Origin of the sequence: Faecalibacterium sp. I2-3-92 (assembly GCF_023347315.1) — a bacterium.
GTDB classification, from domain to species: Bacteria; Bacillota; Clostridia; order Oscillospirales; family Ruminococcaceae; genus Faecalibacterium; species Faecalibacterium duncaniae.
The window spans coordinates 1,020,106-1,032,591 of the sequence record NZ_CP094470.1 but is presented as its reverse complement, the minus strand read 5'-3'; the positions used below and the strand labels follow the sequence as shown (position 1 = coordinate 1,032,591).

The following is a 12,486-nucleotide window of genomic DNA, read 5'->3' as shown; positions in this document are numbered from 1 at the left end:
TCCATGATCTACGATACCCTGAACAATCTCCCCAACTATCTGGGCCTGTGCAGCAGTCTGGACAGCGTCATCGAGTTCATCATGGCGCGGGATATCAACAACCTGCCCGCCGGGCGCACCCGCATCGATGGTGACAAGGCTGTGGTCACGGTGAGCACCGTGACCCCGCAGGCCGGCGACAAGGCCCCCTTTGTCCGGCACGACAACCACCTGACCCTTGAGACCGACCTCGAGGGCAGCGAGCTGTTTGAAGTGTCCCTGGGCGAGTTCAGCCCCACCCGGCCCGCTGACGAAGCCGCTGATACCACCGTGGGCACCGCCGGCACCAGCATTGCCGGAATGCTCTGCGAGGGCCGCTTTGCCCTCTATCTGGCCGGGGAGCCGTACAAATCCGGCCTGAAGGCCCAGGGCTGCGGCAAGCTGAAAAAGGCCGTGTTCACCATGGAGCTGGACCCGGACGAGGAAGACGGGACCGAAGCCGAATAATTCCTGAAAGCACGAACTCCACGCAGCGTAGGTTGCGTGGAGTTTTTTTGTATGGTAAGCTGGCAGCAACAAACCCCACCGTCATCCCTGCGGGATGCCACCGCCCCTAGTAGGGGCGGCCCTGCGGGGCTGGGCAGCACACCCGGAGAAGCAGGAGCTTACGGTTTTGCCAATGGCCCCCCTATTAGCGGGGGCTGTCTGCGAAGCAGACTGGGGGGGTATTCAGGAGGGTTATTACTATGAACACATACGTCACAGGCAGCACCATCCGGCAGCTGCGGGAAGCCAAGGGCCTGACCCAGGCAGAGCTTGCCGAAATGCTTTCTGTCAGCGCCAAGACCATTTCCAAGTGGGAGACCGCCAAAGGTCTGCCCGATATCTCCCTGCTGGAACCGCTGGCTGCGGCTCTGGGGGTCAGCGTGCTGGAACTGATGCAGGGAGAGCCCATCATCAACCGGAACCGGGCAGCCAACCTGCTGCGGAGCAAACTCTACGTCTGCCCCCTCTGCGGCAATGTGCTCCACGCCACCGGGCAGGCTGTGGTGAGCTGCTGCGGCATCACCCTGCCTGCGCTGGACATCGCCGAAGCCGAGGATGCCGACGAGCATCATCAGCTGACCGTGGAACGGGTGGAGGACGAGCTCTTCGTCACCCTGCACCACCCCATGGAGAAAAACCATTACATCTCGTTTCTGGCCTACCTCACCGGCGATAAGCTGCAGCTGGTCAAGCTCTACCCCGAGGGAGATGCCTCTGCCCGCTTCTCCCTGCGGGGCGCAGGTGTGCTTTACTTCTACTGCAACTGCCACGGCCTGATGAAGGCTCCGGATTTCCGCACCGCCACCCGGCGCACCTCACCCCAGAAGATCCACCTGCGGGAGCCGGATGAGGGCGACCGGGAACAGGTAATGGCCTACCGGGAAGAATTTTTGGCCATCGGCTCCCGGATGGACGGCACCTCGGCTCTGGACAAATATGCCGACTTCGATGCCTGGCTGGCCCAACTCCGCAAGCTGAAAGACCCGGCCACAACCCCCGCCGGTCTCGTGCCCGCCACGGAGTATCTGGCTCTGGATGAGCATGAGCATCTGGTGGGCATGACCAACCTGCGCCACCGGCTCAACGATTACCTGCTGACCTACGGAGGGCACATCGGGTACAGCGTCCGCCCCTCGGAGCGGCAGAACGGCTACGCCACCCAGATGCTTTGCCTGACGCTGGAAAAGGCAAAAGAACGAGGCATCGAAAAGGTGCGCATCTGCTGCGACCACTACAATGTCGCCTCAGCAAAGACCATCCGCGCCAACGGCGGCGTGCTGGAGGATGAGCAGTTCGATTCTTCCGATGGAACGCTGACACAGCGGTATTGGATACAGAATAAGTAAAAAGAGGCTGTTGCCAAACTCCTTCCGTCATCGCTCACGCGATGCCACCTCCCTCAATGAGGGAGGCTTTCACAGATTGCCATTACGTCAAGGTTCCCTCCAAGAGGGAGCTGGCGCGGCGAAGCCGTGACTGAGGGAGTTGTCGGCAGCAGCCTTTCTCTATTTCAGCCCAAATGGAACATATCGATCAGCACTACGGCGGCCAGGCCATAGTAGACCACCACCGCCACCAGATCATTGATGGTGGTGATGAGCGGGCCGGAAGCCACGGCGGGGTCGATGTGGATCTTATGGAACAGCATGGGGATGACCGTGCCCACCAGGCTGGAGATCACCATGGCCACGACCAGAGATACGCCCACACAGCCCGAGAGCAGGAAGGCTTCACCCCAGGCGTAAGCCTTGAAGAAGTGGATGTAGCAGCCTAGGAAGCCCAGCGCCAGCACGGCCAGCAGTGCACCGTTGGTCAGGCCCACCCGCATTTCCTTCCAGAGCAGCTGGAGCTTTTTGGCAGTGGTCAGGTTCTCGTCCACCAGCACACGGATGGTCACAGCCAGCGACTGGGTACCCACATTGCCGGCCATATCCAGCACCATGGACTGGAAGCAGATGACGATGGGCAGCACCGCCACCACCGATTCAAACGCCCCCACCACCGAGGACACCAGCATCCCGAGGAACAGCAGGGCAATCAGCCAGGGCAGGCGCTTTTTCACACTCTGGAACACACCCTCGTTCAGGTCCTCCTCGCTGGTCAAGCCGCCGAGTTTTGCGTAATCATCGCCCATCTCGTCGTCCACCAGCTCGACCACATCCGCCGAGGTGATGATGCCCAGCAGCTTCCCGCTGTCGTTCAGGACAGGGAGCGAGCGCTCGGCGTAGTCCACGATGCGGTCGATGCAGTCGCTGATCTTCTCGTGGTCGGTGACGTAGGGGTAGGAGCGGGCGATCAGCTTTTCCAGGCGCTCCTCCGCACGGGCCACGATGAGGTCTTTCAGGTCGATGGCACCATAAAAGTGCTCGTTCTCATCCACTACATACAGGGTGGAGATGTTGTCGTTTTCGCCTGCCTGCTTCACCAGCTCACTCATGGCCTGCCGGATGGTCATATCCCTGCGGATGCAGATGTAGTTGGTGGTCATGCAGCTGCCGATCTCGTCCTCGTGATAGGAGAGCAGCAGCTTCACATCATCGGCGGCATCCTTGTCCAGCTGGTGGACGATCTTTGCCTTATCGTCCTCTTCCAGGTCATCCAGAGCATCTACGGCATCGTCCGAATCCATGTGGGAGATGACCCGGGCGGCCCGCTCGGGGTCCAGCTCCTTCAGGTAAGGCTCTGCGTCATCCAGATAGGAGAAGATCTCTGCCACCGTATCCACGCCCAGTGTGGTGTACACCTTCTGACGCTCCTCCGGTGTCAGGGCCGTCAGGGCATCGGCCAGGTCATTTTCATGGTAATCGGACAGCTTTTCAGCCAACTCTGCCTGGGGCAGGCCGCTGTGGATGATGTCCAGAATCTCCTGCACATAATTTTTCTTCTGCATGGTTTGGTCCCTCCATTTCCCGTTTCCGGGCATAAAAAATACACCGCATCGGTCTGGTTACAACTCCTGCGGTGTACAAAGGGCATGCAGTTCAGGATGCGGCTAACACGTTTGCACGGCCCGCATCGCAGGAGAAGCGTTGTTTGGGGTGATCCGTATGGTCACTGGACATGGAAACAAACTCCTCCTTGGTGTAAGATTTTTCTTTCAGCCCCGTTATCATACTACGCCGGGCCGGATTTTTCAACCCCTTTTACAGTTTTTTTACCGGATTATTGCTATATTGCACAAAGAAGAGCTTACTTCTTATACTTTCCATACCATGCCACCGACACCCGCCAGGACACGGCATACAGGGCCAGTACCGCCAGCAGAAGCACTGCGGCCAGCCAGAGGGGCACAGGCAGCGGCCCACTTCCCGGGCCGTTCTGCTGCAGTTCATCCATCACGGCACCGCCGCCGCCCAGCAGGGCACCCAGTCCGGCAAAGGTCAGGACGTAGATCATGCGGGCTTTTTCGGCCCCAAAGCGGTACAGCAGCGGCAGGGAAATACCGTTGATCAGCAGGATGGCGCACACACTGCCCGCCAGCAGGGACAGCGCGTCCTTGTCCGGGGCCGTTCCGGTGCGCAGCGGGATCACCGTTACGAACAGTCCTCCGATCACAACAGCCGCCGCAGCGCAGAACAGACCGATGAGGTACTTTTCCGCCACCAGCGTCTTTTTGCTCACCGGAAACGTCCGGCCATACTCCACCCAACCGACGCTCTGGTCGTAGGTGAGCAGGTTCACCGGCAGGATGCCCAGAAAAATGGCCGCATAACTCACCGGGAACACATAGGCGTTCGATGTGCTGAACACCAAGATCACCAGCACAAATGCAACCGTCAGGTACATGGTTTTCATACTGGTTCTGACCTGATACCAATCCTTCAACAGCAAACCTTTCATCGCACATTCTCCCCTTTCACCATCAGCACAAACAATTCTTCGATGCTCACCGGTGTCAGGGTGCTGCCCGCCGGGACAAGTTCCCTCTTCACCAGTGCCTCGGCCCCGTAGGCTGTCACCCGACGGCTGACGATGGCGTTTTTATCCAGCTCCTCCAATTGCCCGGCAGTGCCGTGCCAGAGGGCGTACTCCTCCCGCAGCGTGTCCTTGTCCTCACAGAGCAGGAGCCTGCCCTTGTGCAGGAACGCAATGGTATCGCAGAGCTTTTCCAAATCGCTGACGATGTGGGACGAGATCAAAATTGCATGGTTCTCATCCCGCACAAAGTCCAGCAGCAGATCGATGAGCTCATCCCGCACCACCGGGTCCAGGCCGCTGGTGGCTTCGTCCAACAGCAGCAGCTTGGGGTGATGAGAAAGTGCCACGGCAAGGCACTGCTTCATCTTCATGCCGGTGGAGTAATCGGCGTACTTCTTGTTCTCCGGCAGGTCAAAGCGGCGGCACCAGTCGGCGTAGGCGGCGGCATCCCAATTGGGATAGATGCCTGCCATCACTTTCCCCACCTGCGGCGCGGTCAGGCAGGTGGGGATGCCTTCGCCGCCCAGCACCACGCCGATATCGGCTTTGGCAAGCGGGGTGATCCCCTCCTGCCCGAACAGCTTCACAGTGCCAGCGTCCCCGTCGATCATGTCCAGGATCAGCTTAATGGTCGTGCTCTTGCCCGCGCCGTTCTCACCGATCAGCCCGCAGACTGTGCCGCCGGGCAGTTCCAGATCAATGGGCCCCAGCGCAAAATCCGGGTAGTGCTTTTCAAGGCCGTGCAGTTCTAATGCGTTCATGGTTCATTCCTCCCACAGCAATTCCAACATTTCGGTCAGTTCCTGTTTGGTCAGCCCGCAGGGTGCCGCCAGCCGGACGGCTTCCGTCAGGTGTGCTTCGATTTTTTTCAGGTTTTCTTCCCGGAGCAGCTCGGTGTTTTTCGCCGCCACGAAAAAGCCCTTGGCGGGCACGGCGTACAAAAAGCCCTCCTGTTCCAGCTCATCGTAGGCCCGCTTTGTGGTGATAACGCTGATGCGCAGGTCCCGCGCCAGCCCCCGGATGGACGGCATAGCTTCCTCCGGCTGCAGTTCCCCGCTCAAAATCTGGTTCTTGATCTGGGTGTAGAGCTGCTCGTAGATGGGTGCACCGCTCTTGTTATCGATGAAGAGATTCATGTCTGCCGCCTCCGTTGTATCTGTATATTTACAGTATATACAATAGATACATGGTTGTCAATAGGCAGATACAAAAAGCAGCTCTCCCGTTGGACGGGAAAGCTGCTTTTTTCATCTGATCAGGCTCTGACTGTGGGGCGGCTTAGTAGGCCACGCCCCAGTAGACCATCTTGCTGGCGGGCTTGCCGCAGCAGGGGCAGACATCGCTGAGATGCTCCTGCTCAAAGGGCATGCAGCGGCTGGACAGGCCAGCCTCTTCCTTCATCTTCATCTCGCAGGCCAGGTCGCCGCACCACATGGTCTTGATGTAGCCGGTGTTGGCCTTGGCCAGCTCCTTGACTTCCTCCATGGTGGTGGCTGCCCAGGTGCGCTTCTCGCGGTTGGCGAGGGCACGCTCGTACAGGTCCTTGCGCAGGGCCTCCAGCTGGGCCGGGATCGCGGTCTCCAGCTCATCCAGGCTCACGAAGATCTTTTCACGGGTGTCGCGGCGAACCAGCACGCACTGGTTCTTTTCCAGATCCTTGGGGCCGATCTCCAGGCGCAGGGGCACGCCCTTCATCTCCCACTGGGAGAACTTCCAGCCGGGGGCGTTGTCGCTGTCATCCAGCTTGACGCGGGCGTACTTGCTGATCTTCTCAGCCAGCTCAGCGGCCTTCTCGGAAACGCCGGGCTTGTGGGCGGCGATGGGCACGACCACGACCTGGATGGGGGCCACTGCCGGGGGCAGGATCAGGCCGTCGTCATCGCCGTGGGTCATAATGATGGCACCCACCAGACGGGTGGAAACGCCCCAGCTGGTCTGGAACGGGTGATGCAGCTGGTTGTCGCGGCCGGTAAAGGTCACGTCGTAAGCCTTGCTGAACTTATCGCCGAAGTAATGGCTGGTGCCGCTCTGCAGGGCCTTGCCGTCCTTCATCATGGCTTCGATGGTATAGGTAGCCTCGGCACCGGCAAACTTCTCCTTATCGGTCTTGCGGCCCTTGACAACAGGGATGGCCAGATCCTGCTCGCAGACATCCGCGTAGCAGTTCAGCTGCTGCTGGGTCTCAGCCTCGGCCTCGGCGGCAGTCTCGTGGATGGTGTGGCCTTCCTGCCACCAGAACTCACGGCTGCGCAGGAAGGGACGGGTGGTCTTTTCCCAGCGCACCACGCTGCACCACTGGTTGTACTTCATGGGCAGCTCACGGTAGCTGTGCAGCACACGGGACCAATGGTCACAGAACATGGTCTCGCTGGTGGGACGCACCGCCAGGCGCTCTTCCAGCTTGTCAGAGCCGCCCATCGTGACCCACGCCACCTCCGGCGCGAAGCCATTGACCAGCTCGCCTTCCTTCTGCAGCAGGCTCTCGGGGATCAGCACGGGCATGGCCACGTTCTCGTGACCGGTTGCCTTGAACCGGGCATCCATGTCCTTCTGGATCAGCTCCCAGATGGCCTGACCATAGGGGCGCAGGATGATGAAGCCCTTGACACTGGAGTACTCCACCAGCTCTGCCTTGACGCAGATGTCGGTGTACCACTGTGCAAAGTTTTCTTCCTGGCTGGTGATCGCCTGCACAAGCTTCTTGTTGTCTTTTGCCATTTTGTTATATCCTCCTAAGCCGTGCGCCAAACGCCTGTGTTCCAGCCGTTCCGCACGAGCTCATATTAAAAGCCCCGCTGCAGTGCCGCCGTGTGCAGCGCTGCGGGTGCGGGGCCTTTTTGCAAAACTGTTATCAGCCCTTGTGGCTGTCCACAAATTCCACCACGTCGCCCACGGTGCGCAGATTCTCGATGGCATCGTCCGGCACCTCAATGCCAAACTCATCCTCCAGCGTCATCACCATGTCCACGATATCCAGGCTGTCGGCCTCGAAATCACTCATAATGTCGCTCTCCATCGTGATCTTAGCAGGGTCAATATCCAGCTGCTCTGCCAGCAGTGCACGGATCTTTTCAAAAGTATCCATCGTCGCGGTCTCCTTTTGTCAATGATTCTTTCTTCTCTGCCTGCACGCCCTCTCCGGCGTGCAAAAGCACTCTCTCTTTTTATATCCCATGGGCCGTATCTTGTCAAGCCCTGTTTTGCATTCCGGCCCTTTACGGGCAGAAAAAACCGATGAAAATTGCACAAAGCCCTCTTTTTTGCTTGACAGAAGCCCGTTTGATTCTTATGATTATATGTGACGAACCAAACCTCTGCGGCCATGCTGCATCAGCATGGCCGCAGAGGTCCCGCCTGTAAAGGAGAATGCTCCATGAAATTGTCATTTACCAAGATGCAGGGCTGTGCCAATGATTACATCTATCTGGACTGCCGTGCATCCGGTGTGCCCGCAGACATTGCTGCGCTTGCACAGCGGCTCTCTGCCCGGCATTTTTCCGTGGGTGCGGACGGCATCATCTGCATCTGCGCCCCTGTGACCCCCGGGGCCGATGGCCGGATGCGCATTTTCAACGCAGACGGCAGCGAGGCCCAGATGTGCGGCAACGGCGTGCGCTGTGTGGCCGAGTGGCTCTACACCCACGGGGTGGAAAAGCCTGTCCTGACCATCGACACCAACAGCGGTGTCAAGCGCATCACCCGACAGGGCGCACAGCTGTGGCAGGTGGAGATGGGCGCTTACAGCACCCTGCCGGCCGACCTGCCTGCCATCCACATGGGCGAAGGCCCGCTGGTGGATCAGCCGCTCACCGTAGAGGGAAAAGTGTGGAAGGTGACCTGCATCAGCGTGGGCAACCCCCACTGCGTGACCGTGGTGGAGGATGTGGACAGCCTGAAGCTGGAAGCCATCGGCCCGGCGTTCGAGCATCACGCCAACTTCCCGGAGCGCATCAACACCGAGTTCGTGCAGGTGGTGGATGCCGCCCACCTGAAGATGCGGGTGTGGGAACGCGGCAGCGGCGAGACCTGGGCCTGCGGCACCGGCACCTGTGCCACCGTGGCGGCTCTGACTGAGCTGGGCATCTGCCCCGCCGGGCAGGATATCCATGTGCAGCTGCGCGGCGGTGAGCTGGTTATCCGGGTACTGCCCGGCAGGCAGCTGCTGATGACCGGCAGCGCTGTCACGGTGTACGAGGGAGTTGCGGAAGTTTAACATCCTCGCCCTCTCCGTCATTGCTTTGCAATGCCACCTCTCCCAAAGGGAGAGGCAATTGCGGCTCAACGGTCAGCTTCTGCTGGCGTAGACGCTGCATCGGCTCTCCCTTTGGGAGAGCTGGACGCGAAGCGGCCTGAGAAGGCGGGTAATCTTATAAAGTGAGGGAACAACTTATGAAAATGAATCACCATTACGGCGAGCTGAAGGCAAGCTACCTGTTCGTGGACATTGCCCACAAGGTGGCCGCCTATCAGGAAGCACACCCCGAAAAGGAGATCATCCGTCTGGGCATCGGCGATGTGACCCAGCCTCTGGCAAAGTGCGTGGTCACCGCCATGCAGGATGCCGCCGCTGAGATGGGCACCAAGGAGGGCTTCCACGGCTACGGCCCTGAACAGGGCTATCCGTTCCTGAAGCAGGCCATTCAGGGCTACTACGCAGGCCGCGGCACCCAGCTGGCTGAGGACGAGATCTTTATCTCCGATGGTGCCAAGAGCGACCTAGCCAATGTACTGGGCCTGTTTGATGTGGACAACACCGTTCTGGTCCCGGACCCCGTGTACCCCACCTATGTGGACGACAACGTGACCGACGGCCGCAAGATCATTTACGGCCGCACCAGCCAGGAGAACGGCTTCCTGGGGATGCCCGATGACAGCGTGAAGGCTGACATCATCTACATCTGCAGCCCCAACAACCCCACCGGTGCCGCCTACACCCGCGAGCAGCTCAAGGCCTGGGTGGACTACGCCAAAAAGAACAACGCCGTTATCCTGTACGATGCCGCCTACGAGTGCTTCATCACCGATCCCGCTCTGGCACGCAGCATCTTTGAGGTAGAGGGTGCCCGCGAGTGCGCCATTGAGATCTGCTCCTTCTCCAAGATCGCAGGCTTCACCGGCACCCGCTGCGGCTACACCATCGTGCCCCACGAGCTGGAGCGCGAGGGCATGAACCTGAACAAGCTGTGGCTGCGCCGCCAGACCACCAAGTTCAACGGCGTGCCCTACGTCGTTCAGCGCGCTGCTGCCGCCGTGTTCACCGAGAGCGGCATGGCTGAGATCCAGGCCAACCTCGATTACTACCGCCAGAACGCCAAGGTCATTGCCGACGCGCTGGACGAGTGCGGCGTGTGGTACTGCGGCGGCAAGAACAGCCCCTACATCTGGCTGCGCTGCCCCGGCGGTATGAAGAGCTGGGAGTTCTTCGACTGGCTGCTGGAGAACTGCGGCGTGGTCGGCACCCCGGGTGTCGGCTTCGGCGAGTGCGGCGAGGGCTACTTCCGCCTGACCGCCTTCGGCGATGCCGAAAAGACCAAGGTCGCCGCCCAGCGCATCAAGGCCGCCATCCAGGCCCTGTAATTTTACACAAGCAAAAAGGCGATGCAGTTTTGAACAGCTGCATCGCCTTTTTCTTTTATTTCCGGCCCGTCAGCCGGTTGAGCAGCATCACCGCCAGAACAATGATACCGATGACAAGGATGATGCCGACCATCCCGATCAGCATCATCGGCAGCGTGGTCATCCACGAAGTAAGATGAAGCATACGATCACCTCCGTTAAACCATCAGGGTCAAGATCAGGCCGCCTGCAATGACGGACGCGATCTGTCCCGAAACGTTGACGCTGATGGAATACATCAGCAGGAAATTCTGGTTGTCCTCTTCCAGGCCCATCTTGTTGACCACACGGCCGCTCATGGGGAAGGCCGAGATACCGGCCGCGCCGATCATGGGATTCAGCTTTTTGCCCTCCGGCCGGAAAAGGTTCAGCAGCTTTGCAAACAGCACGCCGCCTGCCGTGTCAAAGACAAAGGCCACCAGACCCAGTGCAAGGATGAGCAGGGTGTCGGGCCGCACGAACTTGTCGGCGGTCATCTGCCCGGCAACGGTCAGGCCCAGCACGATGGTGATGAGATTTGCCAGCACATTCTGGGCGGTCTCGCTCAGCGCATTCAGCACCCCGCACTCCCGCAGCAGGTTGCCGAACATCAAAAAGCCCACCAGTGCCACACTGGCCGGAGCCACCATGCCTGCAATGATCGTGACCACGATGGGGAACAGGATCTTGGTCAGCTGGGAAACACTGCCCTTTTCATAGGACATCCGGATGCGGCGCTCCTTCTGCGTAGTCAGCAGCCGGATCACGGGCGGCTGCACGATGGGCACCAGCGCCATGTAGCTGTAGGCTGCCACCATGATGGCACCGAGGTACTGGGAGTTGAGCGTGTTGGCCACGAAAATGGCGGTGGGGCCGTCTGCCGCACCGATGACAGCGATGGAGGCAGCATCCTTCAGGTCAAAGAAGAAGCCCGCCAGAAACAGGGTGAAAAAGATGCCGAACTGGGCCGCCGCGCCAAAGAGCATCAGCCACGGCTTTTCCAGCAGCGGGCCAAAATCGATCATGGCACCGATGCCGATGAAGAGCAGCAGCGGGAACAGCTCGTTGGACATGCCCGCTTCAAACAATGCAGAGATCGGGCCGACCGTATCCCCCTGCGTGATGGCACCCGAGAGAGGCAGGTTGACCAGAATGGCACCAAAGCCCATGGGCAGCAGCAGGCTCGGCTCCATCTTTTTGGCGATGGCAAGGTAGATGAGCAGCGCACCGATGCCCCACATCACCACCATCTGCCAGGTCAGATTTCCAAAATTGGAAAAGAGACTGGCGAATGTGTTCAGAAGATCCATATTTATTTTTCCTCCTTGTGTTCCTGTGCCGGGCAAGAAAAAAGAGACCCCTGCCACAGCACTCTGTCTGTGACAAAAGTCTCAAGCCAACACATGACATCGGGCATTTCTGCCGTGATGACGCTGCCATGCAGCACCCCGCAGGCCCTGCGGGATGCCCTTTACTCCCTTTTATCGATTCTAATTAAATCAGAATGCAGTCCCCTCTGTCAAGGGGTTCCTGCATTTCTTTGCCAAACTTTGCTTCAGCGCTCAAACGTTGTGCTGAGGGTGGTCTCCCAGGTCTGGCCGGGGGCAAGGCAGGCGGCAGCGGCGCGCTGGCTCCACTCCTGGGGATCGGTCTGGGCACCGGGCAGGGAGTGCCACGGCTCAATGCAGACAAAGCGCACAGGCTTTGCCGGAGCCGACCAGATGAGGGTGTATGGGTAGCCCTCCACATTGCAGACGATCCCCTTGCCGGTGTCCTTTTCGTAGATGCCCAGCGTGCGGCTGCGCAGACCGGCCATGCAGAAGCTGTCGTTCTCAAACAGATCGTCTGTCAGGGGGATGCTCTGCTCATTCTTCCACCGGTAGCCGCACTTGCCGGTCAGCAGACCGTTGGGGTAAGCGTCCAGGATCATCGGGCTCTCCGGCTGGTCGAAGCGGAACTCGTAATCGGTGGTGGTGTGCTTGTCATCAAAGGGGATGCGGAACGCCGGGTGGTAGCCGATGCCGAACTGCAGCTCCTCGGCGGCATCGGCGGGGTTGGTGACGGTCAGGGTGTGGTGCACCGTCCTGCCCTCCAGCCGGAAGGTGCTGGTCAGAACAAAATCAAACGGGAAGCGCTCTGCCTTGCTCTTTTCATCCGAGCGCAGCTCCAGCCGGATGGTGTCGCCCTCGGCGCAGAGCAGGGTGTGCTCCACGTCCCGGGCAAAGCCGTGCTGACCGCCGGGGTAGGTCTTGCCTTTATGGGTAAAGGCCCCGCCGGTCAGCTTGCCCGTCCAGGGGAAAAGGATGGGGGCATGGCGCTTCCAGACAGCCGGGTCGGCCTGCCAGAGCATCTCCTGCCCGGCGGCATTTTTCAGGCTGACTGCTTCGGCACCATGGGTATCCACGGTCAGGGTCAGGAATTCGTTGTGAATGGTTGCCTGCATGATTC

General features: G+C 59.7%; 13 protein-coding genes. 4 read left to right on the top strand and 9 right to left on the bottom strand.

Annotated features, from left to right (window positions below):
* The first annotated feature begins 3 nt into the window (after positions 1-3).
* Complete coding sequence (locus MTP42_RS04900) at positions 4-486, top strand: YhcH/YjgK/YiaL family protein (protein ID WP_249258085.1); 483 nt, start codon at positions 4-6, stop codon at positions 484-486.
* A gap of 239 nt (positions 487-725) precedes the next feature.
* Positions 726-1,871, top strand: coding sequence for a GNAT family N-acetyltransferase (locus MTP42_RS14695; protein WP_330221139.1), 1,146 nt, complete (start codon positions 726-728; stop codon positions 1,869-1,871).
* 164 nt (positions 1,872-2,035) lie between these two features.
* Here the strand turns inward: MTP42_RS14695 and mgtE are convergent, their stop codons facing one another.
* The 6 genes from mgtE to acpP all read right to left on the bottom strand — a co-directional run bounded on the left by mgtE (position 2,036) and on the right by acpP (position 7,528).
* Entirely contained in the window at positions 2,036-3,415 is a 1,380-nt protein-coding gene (gene mgtE, locus MTP42_RS04885) for a magnesium transporter (RefSeq protein WP_349165575.1), read from the bottom strand.
* Positions 3,416-3,714: 299 nt separating this feature from the next.
* Complete coding sequence (locus tag MTP42_RS04880) at positions 3,715-4,365, bottom strand: ABC-2 transporter permease (RefSeq protein ID WP_249258084.1); 651 nt, start codon at positions 4,363-4,365, stop codon at positions 3,715-3,717.
* On the bottom strand, positions 4,362-5,204 hold the full coding sequence (locus MTP42_RS04875; protein ID WP_227611622.1) for an ABC transporter ATP-binding protein: 843 nt from the start codon (positions 5,202-5,204) through the stop codon (positions 4,362-4,364). The genes MTP42_RS04880 and MTP42_RS04875 overlap by 4 nt, the downstream gene beginning before the upstream one ends.
* A gap of 3 nt (positions 5,205-5,207) precedes the next feature.
* Positions 5,208-5,579, bottom strand: coding sequence for a GntR family transcriptional regulator (locus MTP42_RS04870; protein ID WP_005932304.1), 372 nt, complete (start codon positions 5,577-5,579; stop codon positions 5,208-5,210).
* A gap of 142 nt (positions 5,580-5,721) precedes the next feature.
* Positions 5,722-7,161 (bottom strand): proline--tRNA ligase, encoded by a 1,440-nt coding sequence (gene proS, locus MTP42_RS04865; RefSeq protein ID WP_156057514.1) that lies wholly within the window; start codon positions 7,159-7,161, stop codon positions 5,722-5,724.
* Between the two features lie 133 nt (positions 7,162-7,294).
* Positions 7,295-7,528, bottom strand: coding sequence for an acyl carrier protein (acpP, locus tag MTP42_RS04860; RefSeq protein ID WP_005932296.1), 234 nt, complete (start codon positions 7,526-7,528; stop codon positions 7,295-7,297).
* 288 nt (positions 7,529-7,816) lie between these two features.
* Between acpP and dapF the strand changes: the two genes are divergently transcribed.
* Both dapF and MTP42_RS04850 read left to right on the top strand, forming a co-directional pair.
* Positions 7,817-8,656: a diaminopimelate epimerase gene (dapF, locus tag MTP42_RS04855; protein ID WP_117477291.1), complete on the top strand. Its 840-nt coding sequence runs from the start codon at positions 7,817-7,819 to the stop codon at positions 8,654-8,656.
* Positions 8,657-8,832: 176 nt separating this feature from the next.
* Entirely contained in the window at positions 8,833-10,020 is a 1,188-nt protein-coding gene (locus MTP42_RS04850; protein WP_097772377.1) for an LL-diaminopimelate aminotransferase, read from the top strand.
* A gap of 55 nt (positions 10,021-10,075) precedes the next feature.
* On the opposite strand, the gene MTP42_RS04845 is transcribed toward MTP42_RS04850, so the two are convergent.
* From MTP42_RS04845 to MTP42_RS04835, 3 genes are all read right to left on the bottom strand, one after another.
* Positions 10,076-10,204 (bottom strand): oxaloacetate decarboxylase, encoded by a 129-nt coding sequence (locus MTP42_RS04845; RefSeq protein ID WP_097770616.1) that lies wholly within the window; start codon positions 10,202-10,204, stop codon positions 10,076-10,078.
* 13 nt (positions 10,205-10,217) lie between these two features.
* Positions 10,218-11,348, bottom strand: coding sequence for a sodium ion-translocating decarboxylase subunit beta (locus MTP42_RS04840; RefSeq protein WP_156061530.1), 1,131 nt, complete (start codon positions 11,346-11,348; stop codon positions 10,218-10,220).
* A gap of 245 nt (positions 11,349-11,593) precedes the next feature.
* A complete protein-coding gene (locus MTP42_RS04835) occupies positions 11,594-12,481 on the bottom strand; it encodes an aldose 1-epimerase family protein (RefSeq protein ID WP_249258083.1) in 888 nt (295 codons plus the stop codon).
* Positions 12,482-12,486 lie beyond the last annotated feature (5 nt).